21 protein-coding genes and 1 pseudogene are annotated in these 25,622 nt (G+C 71.1%); 12 read left to right on the top strand and 10 right to left on the bottom strand.

The features are described from left to right. The first annotated feature begins 25 nt into the window (after nt 1-25). The 5 genes from E5843_RS04440 to E5843_RS04420 all read left to right on the top strand — a co-directional run bounded on the left by E5843_RS04440 (nt 26) and on the right by E5843_RS04420 (nt 5,513). Nucleotides 26-1,414: a Vgb family protein gene (locus tag E5843_RS04440; RefSeq protein ID WP_136411945.1), complete on the top strand. Its 1,389-nt coding sequence runs from the start codon at nt 26-28 to the stop codon at nt 1,412-1,414. 77 nt (nt 1,415-1,491) lie between these two features. Next, nucleotides 1,492-2,553 carry a heme/hemin ABC transporter substrate-binding protein gene (locus E5843_RS04435; RefSeq protein ID WP_136411944.1) on the top strand — a complete coding sequence of 354 codons (1,062 nt, stop codon included), beginning with the start codon at nt 1,492-1,494 and terminating at the stop codon, nt 2,551-2,553. A 50-nt stretch (nt 2,554-2,603) separates the two neighbouring features. After that, the gene (locus E5843_RS04430) at nt 2,604-3,623 is read left to right on the top strand and encodes a FecCD family ABC transporter permease (protein WP_136413025.1); all 1,020 of its coding nucleotides are present in this window, start codon (nt 2,604-2,606) and stop codon (nt 3,621-3,623) included. Beyond that, complete coding sequence (locus tag E5843_RS04425; protein WP_136411943.1) at nt 3,620-4,453, top strand: heme ABC transporter ATP-binding protein; 834 nt, start codon at nt 3,620-3,622, stop codon at nt 4,451-4,453. The genes E5843_RS04430 and E5843_RS04425 overlap by 4 nt, the downstream gene beginning before the upstream one ends. 82 nt (nt 4,454-4,535) lie before the next feature. After that, a complete protein-coding gene (locus E5843_RS04420) occupies nt 4,536-5,513 on the top strand; it encodes an aldo/keto reductase (protein WP_141065709.1) in 978 nt (325 codons plus the stop codon). Between the two features lie 40 nt (nt 5,514-5,553). Here the strand turns inward: E5843_RS04420 and E5843_RS04415 are convergent, their stop codons facing one another. After that, the gene (locus E5843_RS04415; protein ID WP_141065708.1) at nt 5,554-6,450 is read right to left on the bottom strand and encodes a DMT family transporter; all 897 of its coding nucleotides are present in this window, start codon (nt 6,448-6,450) and stop codon (nt 5,554-5,556) included. A 99-nt stretch (nt 6,451-6,549) separates the two neighbouring features. On the opposite strand from E5843_RS04415, the gene E5843_RS04410 reads away from it, so the two are divergent. Beyond that, the gene (locus E5843_RS04410; RefSeq protein WP_134672874.1) at nt 6,550-7,473 is read left to right on the top strand and encodes a LysR substrate-binding domain-containing protein; all 924 of its coding nucleotides are present in this window, start codon (nt 6,550-6,552) and stop codon (nt 7,471-7,473) included. Nucleotides 7,474-7,491: 18 nt separating this feature from the next. Next, nucleotides 7,492-8,451 carry an EamA family transporter gene (locus E5843_RS04405; RefSeq protein WP_134672873.1) on the top strand — a complete coding sequence of 320 codons (960 nt, stop codon included), beginning with the start codon at nt 7,492-7,494 and terminating at the stop codon, nt 8,449-8,451. Between the two features lie 4 nt (nt 8,452-8,455). Here the strand turns inward: E5843_RS04405 and E5843_RS04400 are convergent, their stop codons facing one another. Further along, complete coding sequence (locus tag E5843_RS04400; protein ID WP_136411941.1) at nt 8,456-9,511, bottom strand: GGDEF domain-containing protein; 1,056 nt, start codon at nt 9,509-9,511, stop codon at nt 8,456-8,458. A gap of 112 nt (nt 9,512-9,623) precedes the next feature. Between E5843_RS04400 and E5843_RS04395 the strand changes: the two are divergent. Continuing rightward, nucleotides 9,624-10,164 (top strand): annotated as a pseudogene (locus E5843_RS04395) (RNA polymerase sigma factor). Further along, entirely contained in the window at nt 10,151-10,783 is a 633-nt protein-coding gene (locus tag E5843_RS04390) for a hypothetical protein (protein WP_141065707.1), read from the top strand. Before E5843_RS04395 ends, E5843_RS04390 begins: the two are co-directional and overlap by 14 nt. A gap of 69 nt (nt 10,784-10,852) precedes the next feature. Here E5843_RS04390 and E5843_RS04385 read toward each other — a convergent pair whose 3' ends face one another. Both E5843_RS04385 and ssb read right to left on the bottom strand, forming a co-directional pair. Then, nucleotides 10,853-11,395, bottom strand: a complete 543-nt coding sequence (locus E5843_RS04385) for a DUF4019 domain-containing protein (RefSeq protein ID WP_141065706.1) — start codon at nt 11,393-11,395, stop codon at nt 10,853-10,855. 160 nt (nt 11,396-11,555) lie between these two features. Continuing rightward, on the bottom strand, nt 11,556-12,065 hold the full coding sequence (gene ssb, locus E5843_RS04380; RefSeq protein ID WP_136411940.1) for a single-stranded DNA-binding protein: 510 nt from the start codon (nt 12,063-12,065) through the stop codon (nt 11,556-11,558). Between the two features lie 190 nt (nt 12,066-12,255). Here ssb and E5843_RS04375 point away from each other — a divergent pair, with 190 nt between their 5' ends. Beyond that, complete coding sequence (locus E5843_RS04375) at nt 12,256-13,260, top strand: polyprenyl synthetase family protein (protein ID WP_136411939.1); 1,005 nt, start codon at nt 12,256-12,258, stop codon at nt 13,258-13,260. A 31-nt stretch (nt 13,261-13,291) separates the two neighbouring features. Here E5843_RS04375 and E5843_RS04370 read toward each other — a convergent pair whose 3' ends face one another. The 4 genes from E5843_RS04370 to E5843_RS04355 all read right to left on the bottom strand — a co-directional run bounded on the left by E5843_RS04370 (nt 13,292) and on the right by E5843_RS04355 (nt 19,562). Further along, the gene (locus tag E5843_RS04370; RefSeq protein ID WP_136411938.1) at nt 13,292-14,068 is read right to left on the bottom strand and encodes a dienelactone hydrolase family protein; all 777 of its coding nucleotides are present in this window, start codon (nt 14,066-14,068) and stop codon (nt 13,292-13,294) included. Between the two features lie 64 nt (nt 14,069-14,132). Then, complete coding sequence (gene murD, locus E5843_RS04365; protein ID WP_244240832.1) at nt 14,133-15,533, bottom strand: UDP-N-acetylmuramoyl-L-alanine--D-glutamate ligase; 1,401 nt, start codon at nt 15,531-15,533, stop codon at nt 14,133-14,135. Beyond that, nucleotides 15,514-16,950 (bottom strand): UDP-N-acetyl-alpha-D-muramoyl-L-alanyl-L-glutamate epimerase, encoded by a 1,437-nt coding sequence (gene murL, locus E5843_RS04360; protein ID WP_425480727.1) that lies wholly within the window; start codon nt 16,948-16,950, stop codon nt 15,514-15,516. Before murL ends, murD begins: the two co-directional genes overlap by 20 nt. Continuing rightward, entirely contained in the window at nt 16,947-19,562 is a 2,616-nt protein-coding gene (locus E5843_RS04355) for a bifunctional aspartate kinase/diaminopimelate decarboxylase (protein WP_141065704.1), read from the bottom strand. Before E5843_RS04355 ends, murL begins: the two co-directional genes overlap by 4 nt. Nucleotides 19,563-19,758: 196 nt before the next feature. On the opposite strand from E5843_RS04355, the gene E5843_RS04350 reads away from it, so the two are divergent. Then, a complete protein-coding gene (locus E5843_RS04350; protein ID WP_136411937.1) occupies nt 19,759-20,640 on the top strand; it encodes a PhzF family phenazine biosynthesis protein in 882 nt (293 codons plus the stop codon). 75 nt (nt 20,641-20,715) lie between these two features. Here E5843_RS04350 and E5843_RS04345 read toward each other — a convergent pair whose 3' ends face one another. Together E5843_RS04345 and E5843_RS04340 are read right to left on the bottom strand one after the other, a co-directional pair. Continuing rightward, nucleotides 20,716-22,407: an amidohydrolase gene (locus E5843_RS04345; RefSeq protein ID WP_136411936.1), complete on the bottom strand. Its 1,692-nt coding sequence runs from the start codon at nt 22,405-22,407 to the stop codon at nt 20,716-20,718. A 162-nt stretch (nt 22,408-22,569) separates the two neighbouring features. Next, on the bottom strand, nt 22,570-23,004 hold the full coding sequence (locus tag E5843_RS04340; RefSeq protein ID WP_136411935.1) for an OsmC family protein: 435 nt from the start codon (nt 23,002-23,004) through the stop codon (nt 22,570-22,572). Between the two features lie 264 nt (nt 23,005-23,268). Between E5843_RS04340 and fusA the strand changes: the two genes are divergently transcribed. Beyond that, nucleotides 23,269-25,317, top strand: a complete 2,049-nt coding sequence (fusA, locus tag E5843_RS04335) for an elongation factor G (protein ID WP_141065703.1) — start codon at nt 23,269-23,271, stop codon at nt 25,315-25,317. Nucleotides 25,318-25,622: the final 305 nt, after the last annotated feature.

Genomic DNA, 25,622 nt, shown 5'->3' with positions numbered 1-25,622 from the left:
CGGCATCCCCGCCAAGGAGTCCGCAATGAGCAGCACGCGTTTCCGTTCTTCCCGCCTGCGCCTGGCGGCGCTGGGCCTGTCCCTGGCGATGGCGGCCGGCATCGCCGGCGCGCAGGTGTTCGGCACGCCCGACAACGACTTCCGAGGCAGCGTGCGCGCGACCACCCCGCTGGTGCTGCCGGGCACCGAGGCGGAGATCGCCGGCAGCGGCTTCAGACCCGGCCAGTCGGTGACGCTGCTGCGCGGCGAGACCGTGCTCAACGCGCAGCCCTACATCGCCGATGGCGAGGGGGGCTTCAAGGCGACGCTGGCGATTCCGGCCGATGCCGCCGCCGGCCTGCATCCGGTGGTCGTGCGCGTCGCCAACCCGGATGCCGCGGCGGTGTTCGACCTCAAGGTGTCGAAGGAAGTCCCGCTGTCGGGCCAGGACCGTTTCGATGTCGCCGCCAGTCCGCTGGTGCGCGGGCTGTACCAGGTCGCCTATGGCACGGCCAGCGATGCGCTGTTCGTGACCGCCGCGGTGGGCCGTCCGCCGGTGGGCGAATCCGAACTGCTCAAGCTCGACCCGCGGACGCTGGAGGTCACCGCGCGCATCACCCCCGCCGCGGTGCCCGGGCGCGACGACGGCCGCGTGTTCGCGGTGTACGGCATCGGCGTCGACGACACCCGCGGCAATGTCTGGGTGACCAACACCCGCGACGACACCGTGGCCGTGTATCGCCAGTCCGACCTGTCGCTGGTCAAGCAGTTCGAACCCGGCGTGATCGCGCACCCGCGCGACGTGGTGGTGGACGCCGCCACCGGCCGCGCCTGGGCCAGCAGCTTCGGCGGCGGCGTGCTGGTCGCGTTCGACACGGACACGCTCGAAGTCGTGCAGGAAGTGACCATTCCCTCCGGCGAGCGCGGCGAGACCTTCAGCCCGATGGCGCTGGCGCTCGACCCGGTGGCGCACAAGCTGTACTCGGTGAGCCTGTCCACCGGGGAGGTCGCCGTGCTCGATGTCGCCAGCGGCACCATCGACAAGGTGTTCCGCGTGCCGGGTGTCGAAGGCGCGATCGGCGTGGCGGTGGACCCGCAGAACCGGCGCGTCTATGTGGCCGCGCAGGGCAGCGACAACCTGGTCATCGCCGATGCCGACAGCGGCAAGGTGCTGCACGATGTGTACGTCGGTGCCGGCGCGGTCTATGTGGCGTTCGATCCGCAGTCCGGCCTGGCCTATGTGCCGACCCGGGTCGCGGGCACCATCGCGGTGGTGGATGGCGCCGGCAACCTCGTCGCCAATCTCGATGGCGGCACCTTCCCCAACCACGCCTATCCCGATGGTCGCGGCAACATCTTCGCCACCAACAAGTCGCGCGGCGAGAACGACCCCGCCGGCGACCAGATCCGCCGCATCACCCCGAAGGCGCGCTGAGTGGTTTGCCGACACCGGTAAAATGCGCACTTCAGCCTGCAGGACGCCCCGTCCCGCCGGCAATGATGGATCCCTCCATGCCTGACCGCCGTATCTCCCGCCCGTCCACTGCCGCCCTCGCCGCCTGCCTGGCGCTGGCGTTGGCGTTGGCCGCGTGCTCGCCCTCCGCGCCGCCAGCGGCGACGACCGGCGTCGCGCCGGCCACTGCCGGTGGTGCCACGGCGCTGCCCGGGGGCTGGCAGCGCGTGGTCGGTGTCGACGTGCCCGACGCCGAAGGCGTGCACCCGCGGCTTCCAGCGACGGTGCGCTCCGACGACGGCGTCGAGGTGACGGTGACCGACAGCAGCCGCACGATTGCCGGCGGCGACGACGTGATCTCGGTGATGGAAGCGCTCGGCCTCGACGCGCAGGTGTTCGCCGCGCCGGTCAATACCGCCACCGCCGCGGGGCGCGCCGCACCGAAGCAGTTCCTGTTCAACCGCACCACCGGTGCCGAGGGCGTACTGAGCCTCGACGCCACCCTGTTCGTCGGCAACAGCCTGCGCCGCCACGGCAACAGTGGCCTGGCCGGCAAGCTGCGCGATGCCGGCCTGCCCGCGGTGATCGTCGACGACCTGCAACCGGCACCCGACAAGGTGCGCAAGACCGCGGCGCTGTTCGGCGCGGCCGAGGCCGGTGAGCGCCTGGCCACCCAGGTGCAGGCGCAGCTGGACGAGGCGGCGCGGATTGCCGCCGGCCATGCACGCCGCCCGAAGGTCATCCATGTCTCGGCGACCGGCGCCGGTGGCCAGCCCACCGTCGGCGGCGCCGACACCGCCGCCGCGGCGCTGATCCGCCTGGCCGGCGGCGACAACATCGGCGACGCCGCGGGCGTCAGCGACTACTCGGTGCTGAGCCAGGAAGGCATCGTGGCCGCGGCGCCCGAGGTGATCCTGGTCAGCGAACACGATCTCGAACTGTTCGGCGGTGCCGACGCGCTGTGGACGCAGTACCCCACGCTGCGGCAGACGCCGGCCGGTGCGGCGGGCCGGGTGTGGGTGATGCCCGACGTGCAGCTGAAGTACACCAGCGTCGCCTCCGGCGCCGGCGCCATCTCGCTGGCACAGGCGCTGGCGGCGCTGGCGGACAAGGCACCTTGAGCACTCCGTACGCGGCGTCCGCTCCGGGCCCGCGCCGTGCACGCCCGGCGATGGTGCGACAGCTGGCGGTACCGGTGGCGCTGTTCGCGCTGCTGGCCGGCATCCTGCTGTCGTTCGGCGTCGGCCCGCTGAAGGTGGCGCCGGCCGACGTGCTGCACGCGATCGGGGTGCAACTGGGGCTGGCCGCGCCCGGGGACCTCAGCACCCGCGACATCTCCGTGGTGTGGAACCTGCGTATCCCGCGCGCCCTGCTCGGGGCAATGGTCGGCGCCAGCCTCGCGCTGGCCGGTGCCAGCCTGCAGGGTCTGTTCGGCAACCCGCTGGCCGACCCGGGCATCGTCGGCGTGACCCAGGGCGCATCGCTCGGTGCCGTTGCGGCGATCGTGCTCGGCGCCTCGGCCCTGGGCTACTGGACGATCCCCGTCGCGGCATTCCTTGGCGGTGCGCTGGCGACCACCCTGATCTATCTGCTGGCACGCCCCGGACGCGGCGAAGGCACCGCCACCCTGCTGCTGGTCGGCATCGCCATCGGTGCGGCATGTTCGGCGGCGATCGGCCTGCTGACCTATGTCGCCGACTCCGCCGAGCTGCAGTCGCTGGTGTTCTGGCAGATGGGTTCGCTGGCACGCGTGGGCTGGACCGACGTGGCCGCCGCCGCGCCGGTGTTCGCGGTCGGCGTCGGCGCCCTGCTGACGATGGCCACGCCGCTGGACATGCTGGCGCTGGGCGAACGCCAGGCACGCCACATCGGCCTCGACGTGCGCAGCGCGCGGCTGCGGCTGATCACCTTCAGCGCGCTGCTGGTCGGGTCGGCCGTGGCGTTCGCCGGCTCGATCGGCTTCGTCGGGCTGGTGGTGCCGCACGTGGTGCGATTGATCGTCGGCCCCGGCCACCGCCTGCTGCTGCCGCTGTCGGCGTTGCTCGGTGCGCTGCTGGTGGTGCTGGCCGATACCGCCGCACGCACGCTGGATCCGCCGTCGGAAATCCCGTTGGGGTTGTTCACCGCGGCGATCGGCGCGCCGTTCTTCCTGTGGCTGGTGCTGCGGCGCAAGCCGCGGGGCGCGCCATGAGTGCCGCCACCGCCCACCACGGCACCCCGGTGGCGCTGGCGCTGGAGCGCGCATCACTGGTGATCGACGGGCGGGTGATCGTCGACCACGTCGACCTGCACTTCGCACCCGGCACGCTGACCGCGCTGGTCGGACCCAACGGCGCCGGCAAGTCGTCGTTGCTGTCGCTTGCCGCCGGGGACCGCAGGCCCAGCGAAGGCGAAGTGCGCGTCGGTGGCCGCCCGTTGCCGCAGTGGCGCGTGCGTGAGCTGGCGCGCGAGCGCGCGGTGATGCCGCAGGACCACAGCGTGCGTTTCGGTTTCGGCGTGCGCGAGGTCGTGGCGATGGGCCGGCTGCCGCACGACACGGACGCGGACCACGACGACGCCATCGTCGAGGCCTCGCTCACCACGGCCGACCTGCTGGGACTGGCCGATCGCAACGTGCAGACGCTGTCCGGCGGCGAGGCCGCGCGCACCGCGTTCGCGCGGGTACTGGCCCAGGACGCGCCGGTGGTGCTGCTCGACGAGCCCACCGCCGCGCTCGACCTGCACCACCAGGAGCGCCTGCTGCGGCACGCACGCAGGCTGGCCAACCACGGCGCCTGCGTGCTGGCGGTGTTGCACGACCTCAACCTGGCATCCGCGTACTCGGACCGCATCGTCATGCTGTGCGACGGCCGCGTGGTCGCCGACGGCACCCCGCGCGAGGTACTGCAGCGCGAGACCATCGAACGCGTGTACCGGCAGCCGGTGCTGGTGATCGAACATCCGACGCGCGGCGTGCCACTGGTGCTGACCGAGGCGGGCCTGGACGACGCCGACATCGGCGCCCTGCCCCTGTCGCGCTGACGCACCGCTGCTGCGCTGCGGCGCCGGGTGCCGGGACGATGCGACTAGTATCGTTTCCGACATCCATGCCACGGACACCGCCATGCACACGCGTCGGGATTTCCTCACCACCATTTCGCTCGCCGCCGGCGGGCTGGCCCTGGCGCCGCTGGCTGCCTGCAGCGGGACCGGCAGCGCTGCCGCGCAATCCGCATCCGCCACACCGGCGTCCGCGACGTCGGCCCCGACCGCGCGCGGCGCCATGCTCATGCGCGCCATCCCGTCGACCGGCGAGCAGCTGCCGGTGATCGGCGCCGGCACCTCCGGCAGCTACGAGGTGCCGTTGGGCTCGGCCGACTACGACACGCTGCAGGACACCATCCGCGTGTTCTTCGAGGGCGGCGGCCGCCTGTTCGACACCTCGCCCAACTATTCCAACGCCGACGAGGTGCTGGGCGCGCTGCTCGACACCGGCGACTGGCGCGAACGCTGCTTCCTCGCCACCAAGATCGCCGAGGACAGCCGCGAGGCGATGGAAGCGCAGTGGGCCGAGAGCAAGCGCCGCCTGCGCACCGACCGCGTCGAGCTGCTGCAGGTCCACAACCTGCGCGCGTGGGAGATCGCGCTGCCGTATGCGCGCGAACTGAAGGCACAGGGCGCGACGAAGTACATCGGCCTCACCCACTTCGTCGAGCGCGGCCATGCCGACCTCGAACGCATCATGCGTGCGGAGAAGCCCGACTTCATCCAGGTCAACTATTCGGTCAATGCACCGGAGGCTGCGCGGTCCGTGTTGCCCGCGGCGCAGGAACTGGGCGTCGCGGTGCTGGTCAACCGCGCGTTCGACGACGGCAAGCTGTTCGCCGAAGTGCAGGGCCGCGCATTGCCCGGCTGGGCCGCGGAGCTCGGCATCGGCTCGTGGGCGCAGATGTTCCTGAAGTTCGCCATCAGCCACCCCGCGGTCACCGCGGTGATCCCCGCGACCGGCAAGCCCGACCGCCAGGCCGACAACCTGCAGGCCGGCCACGGCGAACTGCTGAGCCGCGCGCAGCAGGACGAACTGGTGGCGATGTTCACCTGAGCGGACGTGTTGCAGGCCGCGTGGCCTGCCTGCGGCGCCCTCAGCGTGCGCCGCTGCGCTGGCTGGCGGCGACGCTGCCGAGGATGATCGCGCCGGCCAGCGCCATCGACCAGGTCAGCGGCTCGTCCAGCAGCAGCCAGGCCCAGGCCACGCCGAACAGCGGCACCAGGTAGGTCACCGTGGAGGCACGGCTTGCGCCGATGCGCGCGATCAGCCGGTAGTACATGACGAAGGCGATGCCGGTGCAGACCACGCCCAGCGCCGCAGCGGACAACCACGAGGCCATCGGGATGCGCGCCGCCGGCCACTGCGCGATGGCCAGCGGCAGCAGCAGCAGCGACGCCACGCCCAACGTCGCCGATGCCACCGCGGCCGGCGGCAGCCCGGTCAGGTGACGACGCACCAGGTTGATGCCGAGCCCGTAGAACAGCGACGCGCTGGCACCGGCCAGCACCGCGGCGCCCACGCTCATCCCGGCGACCTTGCCGCTGGCCAGCACCACCACGCCGGCGAAACCCGCCAGCAGCGCCACGCCACGGCGCGCGCCGATCCGCTCACCGAAGAACAGGAAGGCCATCAGCGCGGTGAACAGCACGGTCATCGCGTTGGCGATCGCACCGATGCCGGCCGGTGCACGCTGCGCCGCCCATGCGAACAGCACGAACGGAATCGCCGAATTGATCGCGCCAATCAGCGCCAGCTTGGGCCACAGCCGCAGCGGGAAGACGCCACGGTGGTGCCAGAGGAACGGCAACAGCACCAGCGAGCCGAGGGCCAGGCGCACTTCCACCAATGGCACCGCGCCGAAGTCGGCGGCGGCGACGCGCATGAAGAGGAACGAGGCGCCCCAGATCGCCCCGAGCAGGCACAGCTCGGCGAGCGTGCGGCCATCGGTTGCGCCATCGCGGCGCACGGCCCGTTCCACCCATGCGTTCATCGTCGGGAATCCGGTTGTGGTCCGGCGGATTCTCCGCTTGCCGGTGGAGCGCACAAGCGCATAGTTTGGGCGCCAGCCACAAACAGGATTCGCGTCTCAATGGCAATGCGCACCGACTGGCTGTCCGCGCTGGCGGCATTCGAAACCGCAGCGCGCTACCAGAACTTCGCCCACGCGGCCGAAGAGCTGCACCTCACCGCCAGCGCGGTCAGCCACCAGGTGCGCAAGCTCGAGGCCCGCCTGGGGGTGACCCTGTTCCAGCGCCACGCACGCGGGGTGTCGCTCACCGCCGAGGGCCGCCGGCTTGCCGACTCCGCCAGCCATGCCATCGGCGATCTCGACAGCGTGATGCGCGAACTGCGCGCGGGCCCCGACGCCGGCGACACGGTGGCGATCACCACCCTGCATTCGTTCGTGCACGGCTGGCTGATTCCCCGCCTGCCGCGCTTTACCGCGGCGCATCCCGGGATCCGCCTGCGCATCGATACCGGATTCGCACTCACCCGCTTCGACGACGGTGGCCCGGACTTCGGCATCCGCTTCGGGCCCGGCCACTGGCCGGGTCTGTCGGCGCAACCGCTGCTGGAGGAGCGGCTGTTCGCCGCTGCCGCGCCGACCTGGGAAGGATTCGCGCGCATCCGCACCGTGGCCGACATCCCGACGCATCCGTTGCTGGCGGACCTGTCGCATTTCGGCTGGCACGACTGGTTCCGCGCCAACGGCGTGCAGGGCGCCGATGCGGATGCACGGATCGTCTTCAGCGACAGCACCGCCATGCTCGAGGCGGCCGCCCATGGCCTGGGCATCGCGCTGGCCCGCGAGCACGTGGCGGCTCCGTGGCTCGAGGCCGAGCGGCTGCGCCCGCTGCCGGGACGCTGGGTGTCCGGGCGCCGCGCCTACCATCTGGTGCATCCCGGGCATCGGCACCTGCGCGCGCCCGCCCGGGTGTTCCGTGACTGGCTGCTGGCCGAGGCGGCGCAAGGCCCCGCGGTGCCTGCCGGGATGGATAATGCGCGGCCCTGAGGCCCGCGACAGCACCCGATGACCCCAGCCGCCAAGGCCCACTGGCAGATCCATTTCTGCGTGCTGCTGTGGGGATTCACCGCGATCCTCGGCAAGCTGATCACCCTGCCGGCGCTGCCGCTGGTGTGGTGGCGGATGCTGCTGGTCGCCGGCACCCTGCTGCTGGTGCCACGCGTGTGGCGCGGCCTGCGTGCGCTGCCGCGGCGGCTGGCGTTGAGCTATGCCGGCGTCGGCGCACTGGTCGGCCTGCACTGGCTCACCTTCTACGGTGCGGTGAAGCTCGCCAACGCGTCCGTCGCGGCGACCTGCATGGCGCTGGCCACGGTGTTCGTGGCGGTGATCGAGCCGCGCCTGGCCGGGCGCCGGCTGTCGTTGCGTGACCTCGCGCTGGGCATCGCGGTCCTGCCGGGCGTGGCGCTGGTGGTCGGCGGCGTGCCCGGCGAGATGCGTGCCGGCGTCGCCGTGGGTGCGCTGTCGGCACTGTTCGTGGCGCTGTTCGGCTCCTTCAACAAGCGCCTGGTCGACCGTGCCGACCCGCTCACCGTCACCACCATCGAGCTCGGTGCCGGCACCCTGACCCTGACCCTGCTGTGGCCGGTGCTGGCAGTGGCGGCGCCGGTGTTCGCTGGTGGCTTCGTGGTGCCGGGCGCGCGCGATGCCGGCCTGCTGCTGTTGCTGGCATTCGCCTGCACCCTGCTGCCCTTCGCGCTGTCGCTGGTGGCCTTGCGCCACATGAGCGCGTTCACCGCGCAGCTGGCGGTGAACCTGGAACCGGTCTACGCGATCGTGCTGGCGATCCTGCTGCTCGGCGAGCAGCGCGAACTGACGCCTGCGTTCTACGCCGGCGTGGCGATCATCATGGCGGCGGTGCTGGTGCATCCGCTGCTGTCGCGGCGACGCGCGACGACAGCGCCGGCGGTGCATGCAGAGAACCTCGCCGGCGAGGCGCGCGACCTGCTGGAGACCCGCCCGGACTGAGCGGTCAGCCGGCCTCGACGCGGTTGCGGCCACCGTGCTTGGCCGCGTACAGGGCGTCGTCGGCGCGGGCGAAGACCGACTTGATCGACTCTCCCGTCGCGCCTTCCGCCACGCCTACGCTCATGGTGACGCGGTGCCGGATCGGCAGCTGTTCGACCGCATGCCGCAGCGTCTCGCACTCGACCAGCGCCTGCTCACGGCTCATCCCGGGAAACAGCACCACGAACTCCTCGCCACCCACCCGGGCCACCCGCCCGCGCGCGGCATGCCGACCCCGCAGCGCGTCGGCCACCGCGCACAGCACTTGGTCGCCTTCCGCATGGCCGTAACTGTCGTTGATCAGCTTGAAACGGTCGATGTCGCAGATCGCCACCGCATACGGGACCCCGGCAGCCGCCACGGCCTCGATTTCCTCGGCGAAGGCGCGACGGTTGGGCAGCCCGGTCAGCGGATCGGTCCGGCTCATCTGCACCAGGCTGGCGTTTTCCCGCTCCAGCGCGAGGTGAGACTGCAGGAGCTGCTCCTCGTACCAGTCGCGTTCGCGCAGGTGGTGCTGCAGTTCGACGCTGACCCGGCGCAGTTCGATCAGGCGCGACGCCTGCCGGGACAGCGCCTCGAGCGCCCGGCTCTGCTCATCGGTGAGCGTGCGCACCTCGCGATCCATCACGCAGAAACTGCCCAGCGGCATGCCATCCGGCGCGAGCAGCGGTGCGCCTGCATAGAACCGGATCCGCGGCTCGCCGGTCACGAACGGGTTGTCGTGGAAGCGCGGATCCTGCCGCGCGTCGGGCACCACCATCATCCGGTCGGGGTACAGCAGCGAATGCGCGCAGAACGAATCGTCGCGCGTGGTCTGTTCGAGCTCGATGCCGAACCTCGCCACGAACCACTGCCGCTCCTCGTCGACCAGGCTCACCAGTGCATAGGGCACCTGGCAGATCGCCGCTGCAATGGCGATCAGGTCGTCGAAGCCCTCGTCGGGTGGTGAGTCGAGGATCCGCGCACGCCGCAGCACGTCCAGCCGTTGTGCTTCATTTGCGGGTCGTTGCGGCTTCAGCATGCAGTCGTCTCCGGGGCGGTCCGCCGCATGATGCCGACCAGCGGTGAAATGCCCTGTGACAAATGGCGGCCCGCCACGAATCACCCTTCAACCTGCAGCACATGGACGAGGAATGGAGATCGCAAGCCCGGTGGGCACCGACGCCGATGGGTTCGAAGTGCTGCTGGCACGCCACCGCGGCATCGTGCTGAAGGTGGCGGCCAGCTACGCATGGCACCGCGAGGACCGTGCCGAACTGGCGCAGGAAATCCACCTGCAGCTGTGGCGGGCCTGGCCCGGCTATGACCGCAGGCGCAGCTTCCCGACGTGGATGTACCGCATTGCGCTCAACGTGGCGATCGACCATGCGCGTCGCCAGGGCGGCCAGCGTGACCGGACGGAACCGTTCGACGACCGGCTGCACGACGTCGCTGCGCCCGGCCCCGACCCCGCGCTGCAGGAACAGCTGCGTGCTGCAGGATTTCATCCGTACGCGTGCGCCGTTCGAGCGTGCCCTGCTGCTGCTCCATCTCGAGGAACGCAGCACCCGCGAGATCGCCGAGGTGCTCGGGATCGGCGAGAGCAATGTCACCACCCGGATCTCGCGGTTGAAGCAGCGCCTGCGCGACCACGCCCGCATCCACTGCCCGGAGGCAGACCATGGAACTCGATGAACTCAGGCACGCCTGGCAGGTGCTGGGCCGGCAGCTGGAACAGCAGGGTGCGCTGCAGCGCGAACTGCTGCGCGAACGCAGGCTCGACCGGATGCGCAGGGGCCTGCGCCCGCTGTTCTGGGCCCAGCTCGCGCAGGGTGCGCTGGGGCTGGGACTGATCCTGCTCGGCGTCTCATGCTGGACCAGCCACCTCGGCGTACCGGCGATGCTTGCGACCGGCCTGCTGGTGCATGCCTTCGGTGTGGTCACCCTGCTGATGGCGCTGATCACGACCGTGCTGGTCGCGCGCATCGACTACGCGGCGCCGGTGGCCCGCATCCAGCAGCAGCTGGCGCAGCTGCGCTGCGTATACCGGATCAATTCGAACGTCTGTGGGCTGCCCTGGTGGATCTTCTGGGTGTTCGTGGTGCTCGCGTTTGCCGACGTGAAACCCGGGCAGGGGACGCCGGCCTGGGTGCTGGTCACTCTGCTGATCGGCGGTATCGGCCTACTGGCCACCGCGGGTTTCATCGCCTGGCGACGCCGCAGCGGCCGCGGGCCGGGCGCGCTGGCGGACGAAAGCGCGGGGATCCGCCGCGGCGAACGCGTGCTCGAGGAGCTGGCCGACGGGCAGGAATGAAGAACCCCGGCGCAGGGGCCGGGGTCCGGTGGCACGAACGCCGCAGGGCGCGGAACGCGCCCGCAGGCCTTACTGGTCGTTGGCGCGCACGCTGTAGCCCGACACGCGCCAGGTGCGGTCCTCGTCGAGCCGGAATGACACCAGCTCGCGCACCGCCTCGGGCGTGTTCGCGAACCGGGTCGGGAACACCACGTTGAGGTAGAGGCCCTCGGGCACCTGGCCACCGGCCTGGAACTGCGAACGCGTGACCACCGCCTGGCCGCGCTGGGTGGCCGCGCCGACCCGCGCGCGGTCGTTGGCGACTTCCTGCACGAAGGTCTCGCGCGGGATCATGCTTTTTACCCGCACGGTGGCCATGTCCCAGACCTCGCCGGTGCGGTTGCCATCGATCATCTGCACGATCTGCTGCGCGGCCTGGGTGATCTCGGCGTCCTGGCGGGCCAGCTGGGCCTGCTGTTCGGGCGTCAGCTGCGCCTGCGGCGCGGCCTGGGCGGCCGGCCGCGGCTGCGGTTGTGGCTGCGCCTGCGGCTGCTGCGCGAACGCACTGCCGGCGACGAGGAGGGCGACCGCTGCCGCCAGGGTGACGCGGGTGGACTTCGTCTGCTGCCTCATGCTGCCTGCTTCCGTCGGGAGAGGCGCTATCTATTGCACTCCCGGCCCGGCGCCGCAAGCGCGCGGGCTGCCGGCGGCCACCGGGAGGCAGACATGCAACGGGCGGACCCATGGGCCCGCCCGTGAAGGAACGACCGCGGCGCGCCGCGGCTGACGCGCATCAGAACGGGATGTCGTCGTCCGAGAAGTCGTCCATCGCCGGCTGCGGCTGCTGCGCCGGCGCCTGGCGACGGGGTGCCGCCGACTCCTGGCGCTGCGGGCGCTGCCCGCCGCCACCGCTGCTGCGCTCGTAGTTGCCACCACCACCGCCACCACCACCACCACCACCGCCTTCGCCGCGGCCACCGAGCATCTGCATCTCGTCGGCGACGATATCGGTGAAGTACTTCTCGACACCATCGCTACCGGTGAACTTGTCGTAGCGGATCGAGCCTTCCACATAGACCTGCGAGCCCTTGCGCAGGTACTCGCCGGCGATCTCGCCGAGCTTGCCGAAGAACTTCACCCGGTGCCACTCGGTGCGTTCCTGCTGGTTGCCGTCCTTGTCCTTGCGCACGCTGCTGGTGGCCAGGCTGATCGTGGTCACGGCCATGCCGCCCTGGGTGTACTTCACGTCGGGATCGTTGCCGAGGTTGCCGACCAGGATCACCTTGTTGATTCCGCGTGCCATGTGTGGGGACCTTCTTCGATCGCCACCGGCGGCGCCGGCGGCTTGCGTGTGTGTGGGGCCGAAGTATAAGCGAGCTCCCGGGCCCGGGCTCCGGGTGACGCGCCGGTGCACGGTCGGGAAACACCGTGACGTCGTGTCGGGGCCCTGCGCCGGGCCTTTATACTCGGGGGTTTCCAGCACGTCCCTGCGCATGTCCGCCACCGCCCCCACCTCCGCCGCCCCCACCGCCGACCTGCCCACCATCCAGGCGCTCGCCGCGCCCGACATGCAGGCCGTGGACGCGCTGATCCGCCGCCGGCTGGCGTCGGACGTGCTGCTGATCAACCAGGTGGCCGAGCACATCGTTTCCGCCGGCGGCAAGCGCCTGCGGCCGATGCTGGTGGTGCTGGCCGGGCGCGCCTGCGGCGCGGGCGGGCCGGACCATCACCAGCTCGCCGCGATCATCGAGTTCATCCATACCTCCACCCTCCTCCACGACGACGTGGTCGACGAGTCCGACCTGCGCCGTGGCCGCAGCACCGCCAACGCAATCTGGGGCAACGCCGCCAGCGTACTGGTCGGCGACTTCCTGTATTCGCGCAGCTTCCAGCTGATGGTGGAGCTGGATTCGATGGAGGTGATGCGGATCCTCGCCGACACCACCAACCGCATTGCCGAGGGCGAGGTCCTGCAGCTGCTGCACGTGCACAACCCGGATACCGACGAGGCCGCCTACCTGCAGGTGATCGAGCGCAAGACCGCGGTGCTGTTCGCCGCCGGCACCCGCCTGGGTGCACTCGCCGCCGGCGCCGATGCCGCCGCCTGCGAGAAGCTGCACGACTTCGGCATGGAACTCGGCTTCGCGTTCCAGATCGCCGACGACGTGCTCGACTACGCCGCCAATGCGAACGATCTCGGCAAGAACCTCGGCGACGACCTCGCCGAGGGCAAGGCCACGCTGCCGTTGATCCACGCCATCCGCGAATCCGATCCGGCGACCCGCGAACGCCTGCGCGGCATCGTGCAGCGTGGCGACGCCGATGCCATGCCCGAGGTGCTGGCGGCGATCCACGCCACCGGCGGGCTCGAATACAGCCGCGAGCGCGCCCGCGTGCATGCCGAAGCGGCGATGCGTGCGCTCGACGGGCTGCCGGAAAACGATGCGACCGCGGCGCTACGCGGGCTGGCGAAGTACGCGGTGGATCGCGCGTACTGACGGATCAGGGCGTCGTCCTGCGCCCCTCGCCTCACTGCGCGAAGCGCTCCTCGAAGAAGTCGTCCATCATCCGCCACGCGCGTTTCGCCGAACGCTCGTGGTAGACGCAGTTCGGGGGGCTGTCGGCGTCGGCTTCCGCGAAGCAGTGCACCGCGCCGGCGAAGTTGACGAACTGCCAGTCCGCGTCGACGGCGTCCATCTCCTGCTGGAAACCCGCGATTTCCTCGGCACTGACACCACGGTCGTCGGCGCCGTTGAGCACCAGGATCGCCGGCGTGACCGGCGATGACGCCGGCGCCGTGGTCGACAGCCCACCGTGCAGGCTGACCACGCCGGCCAGCGGCGCGCCATCGCGGGCGAGTTCGAGCACGGTGGTGCCGCCGAAGCAGAACCCGACCGCGCCAACCTGCTCCGCATCCACCTGCGGCTGCGCCTGCAGCACTTCCAGCGCCTTGCGGGCACGCGCACGCAGGGTGGCGCGACCCTCCTCGTTACGCAGTGCACCGGCGACCGGCCCGGCTTCGGCATCGTTCTGCGGGCGCACGTCACGACCGTAGACATCGGCCACCAGCACGACGTAGTCGTCCCCGGCCATCTGCCGGGCCTTCTCCACTGCGGAAGCATTCACGCCGCGCCAGTTGGGCACCATCAGCAGGCCGGGTTTAGGGCCGTCGCCGTCACCGTCGTGGACCAGCACGCCCTCGAAGGTGGTGCCGTCCAGGGTCCATTGCACGGGGTCGGCCTTCGGTGCCGCCTGGGCGGCGGCGGCAAAGGCGGCACAGCAGGCGGCGAGCAGGATGCGGCGCATGGGTCGTGCTCCGGGGTCTGGGACCGCGAGCGTAGCGCGGCGGCCCGGCGGCGCGCGTGCAGGCTCAGGCGATGCCGAGGCCGGGAATCGCGGTGATCGCGTCGGGGTTGAATCCGCCCAGGCGGGCGAAGTGGCGACCGCGCTCGGCGTAGTCGCGGTAGGGGCCGAAGCTGGGTGCGCCGGGCGACAGCAGCAGCACGCCGCCATCCGCAGCCAGCATCCCGCGCGCCTGGGCGACCGCGGACTCGAGATCGCCGGCCTGCCGCAGCGCGAACCCGACCTCGCCGGCTGCCTTCCGCAGCGCATCATGGATGCGCGGGCCGTTCTGGCCCATCGTCACCACCGCCCGCGGCGGGTGCGCGCGCACATGGTCGACGAATGCGGTCCAGTCGAGGCCACGATCGTGGCCGCCGACCAGGATCGCCACCGGCCGGTCGCGATAGAGCTCCAGCGCAGCGATGCTGGCGTGCGGCGTGGTGCTGATCGAATCGTTGACCCAGTCGAAGCGATCGCGCGTGCCCAGTGGCTGCAGCCGGTGCGGCAGTGGCTGGAAGCCGCGCGCCTGCGCCGCGAGCGCGACCGCGTCGTGACCGCAGGCCTCGAGCGCCGCCAGCACCGCGCAGAGGTTGCCGCGGTTATGGCGGCCCGGCAGCGGCAGCTCGCGGGTGTCGAGCACGGCGGTGTCGCCGCGGAACACCGTGTCGTCGCGCAGGTGCCAGCCGTCGGCGCGGCCATACCAGCGCACGTCGCTGTCGGGCAGGCGCAGCGCAGCCAGCGTGGGATCGGCCGCATTGAGCACGGCGATGTGCGGCCGGGCGTCGGTCAGCAGTGCCAGCTTGTCCTCGACATAACGCGCCTGCCCGCCATGCCAGTCGAGGTGCTCGGGGAAGATATTGGTGACGATGGCCAGGTCCGGCCTCACGCCGGAAGTGGCGACGTCGCGGGTCTGGTAGCTCGACAGTTCGATCGCCCAGGCATCCGCCTGCCCGTCGAGCAGCTCCAGCAGCGGCAGGCCGATGTTGCCGGCCAGCGCGGTGCGCACGCCGGCCGCGCGCAGCAGGTGGGCGAGCAGCGCGGTGGTCGTGCTCTTGCCCTTGGTGCCGGTCACGCACAGCGTGCGCGCGTCGCCACGTTCGGCGAACCACAGCGTGGTGCCGCCGATGAAACGCGTGCCGCGCCCGGCGGCGGCCTGGGCCACGTCGCCATACGGGCTGATCCCCGGTGACTTGATCACGACGTCGCAGGCAGCCAGTGCATCGGCATCCACCGCCGTGCACACCTGCAGCAGCGGATCACCGAGCCGCGCGGCATCGTCGGCTTCGCCCGGCTGGCAGAACAGCGTCAGCGGCAATGCCGACTGGCGCGAACGGATCGCGCGCCACGCCGCACGGCCTTCGCAGCCCCAGCCCCACAGGCCGACGCGGCGGCCCTCGAGCGCGGCGATATCAGGCGGCGAAGCGTGCACGCAGCTGCTCCCACAGCGTCGCGGGGATGCGGTGCTCGCCGTCGACGTCGAGCAGTTGCGCGACATCGAGGCCGGTGCCGTCGAGCTGCGGGGCGATCTCGCGCGCGAAGCGCTGCACGATCGCGTCTTCGCGCCACTCCGGACGTGCGGCCAACGCGGCGAGCGCCGCGCGCGACTCGCGCGCCTCGCCTACGCATTCGAACGGCTTGTGGTCGCGGTACTCGATCAGCGCGTCGTAGCCCGGCACCTGCGAGGCGTCGTCGAGCAGGTTGCGGCCGAAGATCGCCACCAGCCGCGGCTTGGGCATGAACGGCGCCAGCGCCAGGAACACGAAGTGGCACTTCGGGCAGACCCCGCACCAGCGGTTGACCGGGCGCTCGCCGAGCAGGTGGAAGTTGCGGTTGCAGCTGGAGAAGTGCGCGTCGTAACGGTCGATGCGCGCGAACTGCCGTGCCACCGCCAGCTCCGACAGCGGCCGCAGCAGCGAGTAGTAGCGCAGGTCGGCGGCGACGAAACGCTGCAGGTGGTCGCCGAACGCCTGCTCGAACGCCCAGCCCTTCGACCACTGGTGGTTCACCTCGCCGGAGCCTTCGATCAGGCTGCCGTAGCTGGCGGAGCGCTCGTTGGAGAACACCACCTGGTCGGCGTCGAGCACCAGCGCGGCGAGCGCGAGGATCGCCGAGTTGATCGCGGTGACCGGGATATGGCCGTTGTATGCGCCCTGGCGGTTGTACTCGAACAGTTGCGGCGCCAGCTGGCGCTGGATGTTGAGCGTGGGCAGGCCGGTGCGTTCGGCGCAGGCGCGGATCAGCTGCGAGCCGCCGATCCAGCTGACCGTCTGCGCGACGCCGGCATCGCGCAGTGCCTCGATCGAGACCAGCGAGTCCTTGCCGCCGCCGATCGCGACCAGCGCGTGTTCGCGCAGGCCGGCGGCCGGTGCGGCGGGAGTGCTGCCCTCATCCGCCCTTCGGGCACCCCCGACCAAGGGCACCTCGGGGGCAGGCTCTTCTCCCGCAGGCGGGAGAAGGGACGCGACAGTGGCCGGAAACCGGATCCTGCCGCGCAGGTCCAGCCCGTTGCGGTAGGCGAACTCGCCGAGGCCGTGCAGGTAGATGTCCTCCAGCAGCGCGGCGGTGCCGCCGTCGATGGCATAGCCGTCGACGCGGATGATCTCCGGCACCGCCGCCTTGTAGTAGCTGACGCCGGCGATCAGGTGCAGCAACCGCGTGGCGCGCTGCACCGCCGCCACGCGCGCATCGTCGAGCACGAACGGCGCACCCGGAATGGTGACGGTCTCGACCAGCTCGGGGCCCTCGTCGAAGGCGTAGACCAGCCGGGCGATGCCGCTGCCGGCATCGAAGCCGCAGTCGACGAAGCGGAAGCTGCGGATCGCATCGCGATCGAAGGCCAGGCTCACTGCTGATCTCCCTGCGCGGGCAGCACGGTTTCGCCGGGCAGCTCGCGCCTGTTGTAGGTGTTGGCCATCGCATGGCCGTAGGCGCCGGTATCGGCCACCAGCAGGATGTCACCGGGCGCGGTGGCTGCCGGCAGCACGCGGCGGTGGCCGAGCACGTCGCTGGATTCGCAGATCGGGCCGACCACGTCGAACTCCGTGGTGCCGGTGTCGTCGAGCCGCGACAGGTTGTGCACGTCGTGCCAGGCGTCGTACAGCGCCGGACGCATCAGGGCGTTCATGCCGGCGTCGCCGCCGACGCGGTGGATGCCGCTCTTCTCCACCACCTGGGTGACGGTGAGCAGCAGCGCGCCCGCCTCGGCGACCAGATAGCGGCCGGGCTCGATCGCCAGCAGGTAGCCCGGGTAGGCCGCCTTCACCTCGGCAAGCCCCGCGCTCCAGGCGTCGAGGTCGAACGGCTCGTCCTCGTCGCGGTACGGGATCGGCAGGCCGCCGCCGATGTCGATGGTGAGGATGCTGCCGATGCGCTCGGCGATGCCGCCCAGCTCGTCGCAGACCGAACGCCAGTGTTCGGGGGTGTCGACGCCGCTGCCCAGGTGCGCATGCAGCCCGCTGATGCGCACGCCCAGCGGCCGCGCAGCGGCGAGGAACGCGTCGATGCGATCGACCGGCAGGCCGAATTTGGATGCCAGCCCGCCGGTCATCACCTTGGCGTGGTGGCCTTCGCCACGGCCGAGGTCGACGCGCAGCCACAGCGTGCGGCCGCGGAACACCTCCGGCCAGTGCGCCAGCGCCTCGATGTTGTCGAGGGTCACCGTGACCCCGCGTGCGAACGCGGCGGCGTATTCGTCGATCGGCGCGAAGCTCGGGGTGAAGAGCACGCGCTCCGGTGCGAGGCCGGGCAGCGTCGCGAACACATGGTCGAGCTCGCCCTGCGACACGCACTCCAGGCCGAAGCCTTCGTCGACGAGCAGGCGCAGGATGTCGGCGTGCGGGTTGGCCTTGATCGCGTAGTAGCGGCGATCGACCGGGGCCACCGCGGCCAGCGCGCGCGCGCGGGCGCGGACGGTGGCGAGGTCGTAGACGTAGCGCGGGGTCGCGCCATCGGCCAGCGCCAGCAGCTCATCGCGGCGCGCCTGCCACCACGGCTGCGGGCGCCGCCGCAGCTGGCCATCGATCTCGCGCCAGCGCGGCCCGAACACGCTGGTCTCGCGCACCGGCATCGCCTCGCTGTCGATCAGCTCGGCGTGCAGCTCGGGCAGCAGGCCATCGGCGTCCGCCTCGTCGATGACGAAGGTCAGGTTGAGATCGTTGGACGACTGCGAGATCAGGTGCACGCGCTCGCGTCCCATCGTCGCCCACACGTCCGACAGCTTGTGCAGCAGCGAGCGCATGCCACGCCCGACCAGGGTGATCGCCGCGCACGGTGCGATCACCTTGACCCGGCAGAACTGCGCGAGGTCGTCGGAGAGCCGCGCCAGTACGTCGGTGCTGACCAGGTTGTCGCTGGGATCGAGCGAGACGGTGACGTTGGTCTCCGACGAACCGATCAGGTCCACCGACAGCCCGTGGGCGCGGAAACGCTCGAACACGTCCGCCAAGAAGCCGACCTGCTGCCACATGCCGACCGTCTCCATCGACACCAGCACGATACCGTTGCGGCGGCTGATCGCCTTGACGCCCGGCACCGGGTCGACGCTGGCCTCGATCAGCGTGCCCGGCAGTTCCGGCCGGCCGGTATCGAGGATCGCCAGCGGCACGCCCGCGGTACGGCACGGACCGAGTGCACGCGGATGCAGCACCTTGGCACCGGTGGTGGCGATTTCCTGCGCCTCGGCATAGTCGAGCCGGGTGAGCAGGCGCGCATCCGGCACCTCGCGCGGATTGGCGCTGAACATGCCGGGCACGTCGGTCCAGATCTCGACGCGCTGCGCGCGCAGCAACGCACCGAACAGGGCCGCGGAGGTATCCGAGCCGCCGCGGCCGAGGATCGCGGTGCCGCCATCGCCATGGCGGGCGATGAAACCCTGGGTCAGCAGCATCGGCGCATCGCTGTGGGCGGCGAAGCGCGCACGCCAGGCGTCGTCGGCTTCGCGCTGGCAGCTCACCGCCAACCGTCGCGCCCAGTCGCTCTGGTGCGGCAGTTCCAGCGCATCGAGCCAGTCGCGCGCATCGGTCCAGCCGAAATCCAGGCCCTGGCTGCGCAGGTAGGCGGCGCCAAGCGTGGACGACAGCAGTTCGCCCTGCGCCAGCACTTCGGCCTGCCAGTCGTAGGGGCGCGCCTGCGCGCGTGCATCGGTGGCCAGCGCACGCAACGCCGCCAACCGTCCGCCGAGGACGTCGTCCGCATCCAGCCCGAGGGTATGCGCGAACACGCGATGGCGCTCGACCAGTGCTTCCATGCGGCCGGCCGGGTCGTGCGCGCCCTCGGCAATCGCCTGCAGTGCATTGGTCACCCCGGACAGTGCGGACACCACCACCAGCGCACGTGCGTTGCCGCTTTGGTGGCGCTCGCGTGCGAGCCGGCCGACGGTGTCCCAGCGCGCGCGCTCGGAGACGCTGGTGCCACCGAACTTGAGCACGATCCAGCGCGGGGAAGAAGGAATGGAAGCCATCGGGGTCCGTGGGTCGTTGCGGGCGCGCAAGCGGCGCGCGAAGCGCGACATTCTATGGAATCGCACGCGCCCGCGTCCGGCGACGCAGGTGATGCACGACTGGCGAAGATGACCCGATGCCATCGGCGTTGCCGGCTGCAGAGGCCCTTGCGGGCGCGGGTTGGTAAGCTGCGCGGCCCTTTCGCCGCCCCCTGCCATGACCGCCCGCCGTTTCGTCCAGCTCGACGTCTTCGCCGACCGCCCCGGTGCAGGCAATCCGCTCGCCGTGGTGTTCGATGCCGAGGGCCTCGACGACGTGACGATGCAGGCGATCGCACGCTGGACGCGCCTGCCCGAGACCACCTTCATTTCCGACGCCGAAGGCCATGGCTACGGCTTGCGGATGTTCAGCCCACGTCGCGAGGTGCCGTTCGCCGGCCACCCCAGCGTCGGCAGCGCGCAGGCCCTGCTGCGCGCCGGCCACATCACGCCCGATGCCAACGGCCTGGTGTGGCAGGACGGCGCGGCCGGCCGCCTGCCGCTGCGCGTGCTCGGCACGGGTGGCGAGCGCACCGTCGCCGTGCGCACGCCACGCGCGCATGTCGTCGAGATCGCCGACCGCGGCGATCCGCGCCTGCGCGGCGCACTGGCCGGACTCGCGACCGGTGCATTGCCGCCGGCGCTGATGGACGGTGGTCGCCGCTGGTGGTTGGCCGAAGTCGCCGATGAAGCGGCCCTGCGCAATGCGACGCCAGACTGGGATGCCATCGGCGCGCTGGCCGAGTCGACCGCGACCATGGGCCTGTGCGCCTATGCGCGCGCCGATGCCGGTAATCCGTACGACCTCGTCGTGCGTGCCTGGGTCGGCGCACCGGCGCAGTTCGAGGACGCCGCCTCCGGTGCCGCCAATGCCACGCTCGCCGCGTGGCTGGCGTCGCGCGACGCGCTGCCGGGCGGCAACCGGCGCTATGTCGTCAGCCAGGGTCGCGAGGTCGGTTACGACGCGCGGCTGCAGCTCGAGATCGACGACGAGGGCGAGGTCTGGTCGGGTGGCCAGGTCGCCTTCGTCATCGACGGCACGCTGGACTGGGAGCGCTGACGGCCAGCCGGGCCGTCAACGCGGTTCACAGACACCGGGAAAGGAACCCGCGCTTCCGGCCGGAGGCGCGGGCAATCAGCGCGCGTCGTCGCCGGCCGCGGCCTCGTACACCGGCTTTCCGTCGACCCAGGTCGACCGCAGGCGCAGCGTATGCAGGCGCTCGACCGGCATCGCCAGCGGATCGTCCTCGAGGATCAGGAAATCCGCGCGCAACCCGTTGCGCAGCTGGCCGACATGGGCCTCGTCGAAACTGGCATACGCCGCATCGGCGGTGAAGCCGCGCAGCGCTTCGGCCGCGGTGAGCTTCTGGTCGGCCAGCCAGCCACCCGGCGGCTGGCCATCCAGATCCTGGCGGGTGGCTGCGGCATACAGGCCAAGACGCGGATCCATCTGTTCGACCGGGAAATCGGAACCCAGCGCGAGGCGCGCGCCGCTGTCGAGCAGCTTGCGCCACGCATACGCACCGGCCAGGCGTTCATCGCCCAGGCGCGCCCTGGCCCACGGCATGTCCGACGTGGCGTGGGTGGGCTGCATCGACGCGATCACATCCATCTGCGAGAACCGCGGGATATCGCCGAGGGCGACGATCTGCGCGTGTTCCACGCGCCAGCGCGGGTCGTCGCCGGCACGTGGCAAGGCGGCTTCGTAGGTATCGAGCACCAGCCGGTTGCCGCGGTCGCCGATCGCATGCGAGGCGACCTGCACCCCACAGCGCGCGGCCTTCGCCACCGTGGCGCGGAAGGCGTCGGGCTCGGTCACCAGCAGGCCGGTGTTGCCGTGGTCGTCGCTGTAATCCTCCAGCAACGCGGCGCCACGGCTGCCGAGCGCGCCATCGATGTAGAGCTTGACCCCGCGCATCTGCAGGCGGCCGCCGTCGTGGGCGTACAGGCCATTGCTGCAGAGGTCGTCGAGCGCGGCGCCCTCGCCGTCGGCGTAGGCGGACACGCGCAACGGCAGGCGACCGGCGTCGGCGAACTGCCGGTAGCGCGCCAGTCCCTCGCGCGATACGCCCATGTCGTGCACGCCGGTGAGGCCGTTGCGCACGGCGGCATCCAGCGCCAGCTCCAGTGCGCGTGCGTAATCCTCCGGTGACAGCGCCGGGATGGCAGCCTCGACCAGGCCCATCGCCTCGTCGATGAAGACGCCGGTGGGCGCACCCGATTCGCGCACGATGCGTCCGCCCTGTGGGTCGACGGCATCGGCAAGGGATGTGGCGCCAGCCTCGGCAGCGCGCATCGCCGCGCTGTTGGCCCAGCCGGCATGCCCGTCGATACGACGCAGCCAGACCGGGCGATCGGGGAACGCCGCATCGAGATCGGCGGCGGTCGGGAATGCGGTATCGGGCCACAGGTTCTGGTCCCAGCCGTTGCCCATCAACCAGGCGCCCTCGGGCAGTTCGCGGGCGTAATTCGACAGACGCGCGACGATCTCGTCCTTGCTGCGGGCGCCGACGAGATCGGCACGCAGCAAGGCCAGGCCCAGACCCATCAGGTGCGCGTGCGCGTCGATGAGCCCGGGCACCACCACGGCGCCATCGGCATCGACCACCTCGGCCTGCGGGTGGCGGCTGCGCAGCGATGCCGCACTGCCGATGTCGACCAGCACGCCGTCGGCGTTCCACACCATCGCATCGGCCTGCGGCTGCTGCGGATCCATCGTGTGGATGCGCGCACCGACCAGCAGCGTGTGATCCGCGGCGAACGCCGTCGGTGCCGCCAACAGGCAGGCGAGCACGCCGGCCAGCATGCCCGTCGCCGGGCCCCTCATCGTTCCACGCATTCCCCAACCCCTCGATCGTCGTGATGCCCGGACTATGGACGCGCGCGGCGCTCCGCGGCAATCACGACGATCGGCATGTCGCACGACGCGGCGGGAAGCGCCACGCCGTGCGACCCGCAGCATGCACTCCGCGCTGCAGCTTGCCTGCCGTCATCCGAGCAGTTCGGCCTCGAGGGTGATCGGCACCGCGGACAGCGCCTTGGAGACGGGGCAGTTCTGCTTGGCGTCATCGGCAATCGCGCGGAACTTCACCGGATCGATGCCCGGCACCCGGGCACGGGTGGTCAGGGTGATCGCGCTCATGGTCGGCCCGCCTTCCATGGACAGGTCGACCTTCGCTTCGGTGTCGATCGACTCCGGCGCGTGACCGGCCTCGCCCAGCTTGGCGGCCAGGGCCATGGTGAAACAGCCGGCATGGGCGGCGGCGATGAGCTCCTCGGGATTGGTACCTTTTTCTTCGCCGAAACGGCTGTTGAAGCCGTAGCGGGTGTCGGCCATCAGGCCGCTCTGCGGCGTATCCAGCTTGCCGCTGCCGGATTTCAGGTCGCCTTCCCAGCGGGCGCGGGCCTTGCGCGAAATGCCCATCGTGTTCGTCCTCGGTGTGGATGTGCGGACAGCCTAGGCGCCGGGTTGTTAGCGAGGCGCGCACGTGCTGCGTCGCAACGGGTTTTCGCCCTGCCCGCGGGCTATCGTCGACGGGCCATGACCGCCCGCCTGCAGGCCGTCTGCAGCGGCCCGCACCGCCGGCCGAGTTCCATGCGCCCCCGGTGACACCACGCGGACAGCCATGACGCCTCCCCGCGGCCCCCGCCGCGTCCCGGCCCCCGGCCGCTCCACGGAGTCGCGTCCATGTCCCACAGCACAGAAGCCATCCGCAACCTCGCCCTCGCAGGCCACCCCGGCACCGGCAAAACCACACTGTTCGAAGCCCTGCTGCACGCCGGTGGCGCGATTTCCTCGGCAGGCACCATCGAACGCGGCAACACCGTCTCCGACCACGATCCGATCGAACGCGAGCGCGGCCATTCGATCGACGCCGCGCTGGCCTCGTTCGACCACGCCGGCGTCCACGTCAACCTGATCGATACGCCCGGCTACCCGGATTTCCGCGGGCCCGCGCTTGCCGCACTGGCGGCCGTGGATACCGCCGCGGTTGTGGTCGACGCGGTACGCGGCGTCGAACACGGCACCCGCCGGCTGATGGCACGCGCCGCCGAGCGTGGGCTGTGCCGGATGCTGATCATCAACCGCATCGACGCCGACGGCGCCGACCCCGCGCACGTGCTCGATGCGCTGCGCGAGGCGTTCGGCACGGAGGTGCTGCCGCTCAACCTTCCGGCCGACGGGTGCAGTCGCGTGGTCGATTGCTTCACCCTGCGCGACGGCGACAGCGATCTTGGTCCGGTCGGCGACTGGCACCAGCGCGTGCTCGACCAGGTCGTCGAGATCGACGAGACGGTGATGGACCGCTACCTCGACCGCGGCGAGGACGGCCTGTCGACGCGGGCGCTGCATGACGCGTTCGAGCAGTGCATGCGCGAAGGCCACCTGGTGCCGGTGTGCTTCGTGTCGGCGCGCACCGGCGTCGGCCTCGACGCCCTGCTGGCGGCGATCGGCGACCTTTTGCCGCATCCCGGCGAAGCCAACCCGCCGCCCTTCCATGCCGGCACGGGCCCCGGTGCCCGCCCCCTGCAGGTGGCACCCGACCCGGAAGCCCACGTCGTCGCCGACGTGTTCCGCATCGTCCACGATCCGTTCGTCGGCAAGCTCGGCATCTTCCGCGTCCACCAGGGCACGCTGCGCCGCGACAGCCAGCTGCTGGTCGACGACGGCCGCAAGCCCTTCCGCGTCGCCCACCTGTTCCGCATCCACGGCAAGGACCACGTCGAGATCGACGCGGCGGTGCCCGGCGATATCGCCGCGGTGGCCAAGGTCGACGACCTGCACGTCGACGCCGTGCTGCATGACAGCCACGACGAGGACCACATCCATCTCGCGCCGATGCAGTTTCCGCAGCCGATGTTCGGCCTTGCGGTGACGCCGGGACGCAAGGGCCAGGAACAGAAGCTCGCCATCGCGCTGCAGCGGCTGGCCGACGAGGACCCGTGCTTCCACGTGGAGCAGGACGAGGAGACCCACGAAACGGTGGTCCGCGGGCTGTCGGACCTGCATCTGCGGGTACAGCTGCAGCGCCTGCGCGAACGACACGGCGTGGAGGTGGAGACGCGCGCGCCGCGCATCGCCTACCGCGAAACGATCTCCGCACCGGCTGAAGGCCACCATCGCCACAAGAAGCAGACCGGTGGTGCCGGCCAGTTCGGCGAAGTGTTCCTGCGCGTGGAACCGCTACCGCGTGGCGGCGGCTTCGAGTTCGTCGACGAGGTCAAGGGCGGCGTCATTCCCGGCCAGTTCCTGCCGGCGGTCGAGAAGGGCGTGCGCCAGGTGCTGAAGGAAGGCGCGCTCGCCGGCTATCCGCTGCAGGACCTGCGGGTGGTGGTGCATGACGGCAAGCACCATGCGGTCGACAGCAAGGAAGTGGCGTTCGTCGCCGCCGGCCGCAAGGCGTTCCTCGATGCGGTCACCCGCGCGCGGCCGCAACTGCTGGAGCCGATCGTGGAGATGGAGGTGCACGCACCCGATGCCCAGACCGGCGACATCAGCGGCGGGCTGGCATCACGGCGCGCGCGCATCCATGGCACCGATGGCGGCGATGCCGGCGAGATCGTGGTGCGCGCACAGGTTCCGCTGTCGGAACTGGACGGCTATGCCGCCGAGCTGAAGTCGGTGACCGCCGGACGCGGCCGCTACGCGGTCGACTTCAGCCACTACGAACCGGCGCCGCCGCAGGTGCAGAAGCGGTTGGCCGAGGCATGGAGTCCGCGCCGGGAAGAGGACTGACGTGGACGGCGACCGTGGTCGCGCGTCCGGCGTCGCATTGATGGGCAGGCGCGTCGTCGAAGCGCAACGCCGCGGCGCCGGCGATCAGCCACCACCAGTGGCGCTGCGACAACAGCTGCACGTCGCCCACGCGCAGCACGCCACCGGCGCCTTTCCGGCAGGGTGCTGCCCTGCACCGGTGTGGCGGACATCGTGGCAAGCAGTGGCAGGAGCAGCAGGTGCGGCAGACGGGACATGGCGGCAGTCGCTTCGCAGGGCACTCTTCCCGGGATGCGCCAGCAGGGCCGATGGTTGCAGCGGGATAC

It is taken from the genome of Luteimonas yindakuii, assembly GCF_004803715.2.
Lineage (GTDB): Bacteria > Pseudomonadota > Gammaproteobacteria > Xanthomonadales > Xanthomonadaceae > Luteimonas > Luteimonas yindakuii.
Note: the sequence above shows the minus strand (reverse complement) of the source record. Positions and strands in the feature narration are given on the sequence as shown.

What these genes read in the sequence shown, in the direction of transcription:
- E5843_RS04440 (WP_136411945.1), top strand. Translation starts at nt 26, where the DNA reads ATGAGCAGCACGCGTTTCCGTTCTTCCCGCCTGCGCCTGGCGGCGCTG.
- E5843_RS04435 (WP_136411944.1), top strand. Translation starts at nt 1,492, where the DNA reads ATGCCTGACCGCCGTATCTCCCGCCCGTCCACTGCCGCCCTCGCCGCC.
- E5843_RS04430 (WP_136413025.1), top strand. Translation starts at nt 2,604, where the DNA reads ATGGTGCGACAGCTGGCGGTACCGGTGGCGCTGTTCGCGCTGCTGGCC.
- E5843_RS04425 (WP_136411943.1), top strand. Translation starts at nt 3,620, where the DNA reads ATGAGTGCCGCCACCGCCCACCACGGCACCCCGGTGGCGCTGGCGCTG.
- E5843_RS04420 (WP_141065709.1), top strand. Translation starts at nt 4,536, where the DNA reads ATGCACACGCGTCGGGATTTCCTCACCACCATTTCGCTCGCCGCCGGC.
- E5843_RS04415 (WP_141065708.1), bottom strand. Translation starts at nt 6,450, where the DNA reads ATGAACGCATGGGTGGAACGGGCCGTGCGCCGCGATGGCGCAACCGAT.
- E5843_RS04410 (WP_134672874.1), top strand. Translation starts at nt 6,550, where the DNA reads ATGGCAATGCGCACCGACTGGCTGTCCGCGCTGGCGGCATTCGAAACC.
- E5843_RS04405 (WP_134672873.1), top strand. Translation starts at nt 7,492, where the DNA reads ATGACCCCAGCCGCCAAGGCCCACTGGCAGATCCATTTCTGCGTGCTG.
- E5843_RS04400 (WP_136411941.1), bottom strand. Translation starts at nt 9,511, where the DNA reads ATGCTGAAGCCGCAACGACCCGCAAATGAAGCACAACGGCTGGACGTG.
- E5843_RS04390 (WP_141065707.1), top strand. Translation starts at nt 10,151, where the DNA reads ATGGAACTCGATGAACTCAGGCACGCCTGGCAGGTGCTGGGCCGGCAG.
- E5843_RS04385 (WP_141065706.1), bottom strand. Translation starts at nt 11,395, where the DNA reads ATGAGGCAGCAGACGAAGTCCACCCGCGTCACCCTGGCGGCAGCGGTC.
- ssb (WP_136411940.1), bottom strand. Translation starts at nt 12,065, where the DNA reads ATGGCACGCGGAATCAACAAGGTGATCCTGGTCGGCAACCTCGGCAAC.
- E5843_RS04375 (WP_136411939.1), top strand. Translation starts at nt 12,256, where the DNA reads ATGTCCGCCACCGCCCCCACCTCCGCCGCCCCCACCGCCGACCTGCCC.
- E5843_RS04370 (WP_136411938.1), bottom strand. Translation starts at nt 14,068, where the DNA reads ATGCGCCGCATCCTGCTCGCCGCCTGCTGTGCCGCCTTTGCCGCCGCC.
- E5843_RS04355 (WP_141065704.1), bottom strand. Translation starts at nt 19,562, where the DNA reads ATGGCTTCCATTCCTTCTTCCCCGCGCTGGATCGTGCTCAAGTTCGGT.
- E5843_RS04350 (WP_136411937.1), top strand. Translation starts at nt 19,759, where the DNA reads ATGACCGCCCGCCGTTTCGTCCAGCTCGACGTCTTCGCCGACCGCCCC.
- E5843_RS04345 (WP_136411936.1), bottom strand. Translation starts at nt 22,407, where the DNA reads ATGAGGGGCCCGGCGACGGGCATGCTGGCCGGCGTGCTCGCCTGCCTG.
- E5843_RS04340 (WP_136411935.1), bottom strand. Translation starts at nt 23,004, where the DNA reads ATGGGCATTTCGCGCAAGGCCCGCGCCCGCTGGGAAGGCGACCTGAAA.
- fusA (WP_141065703.1), top strand. Translation starts at nt 23,269, where the DNA reads ATGTCCCACAGCACAGAAGCCATCCGCAACCTCGCCCTCGCAGGCCAC.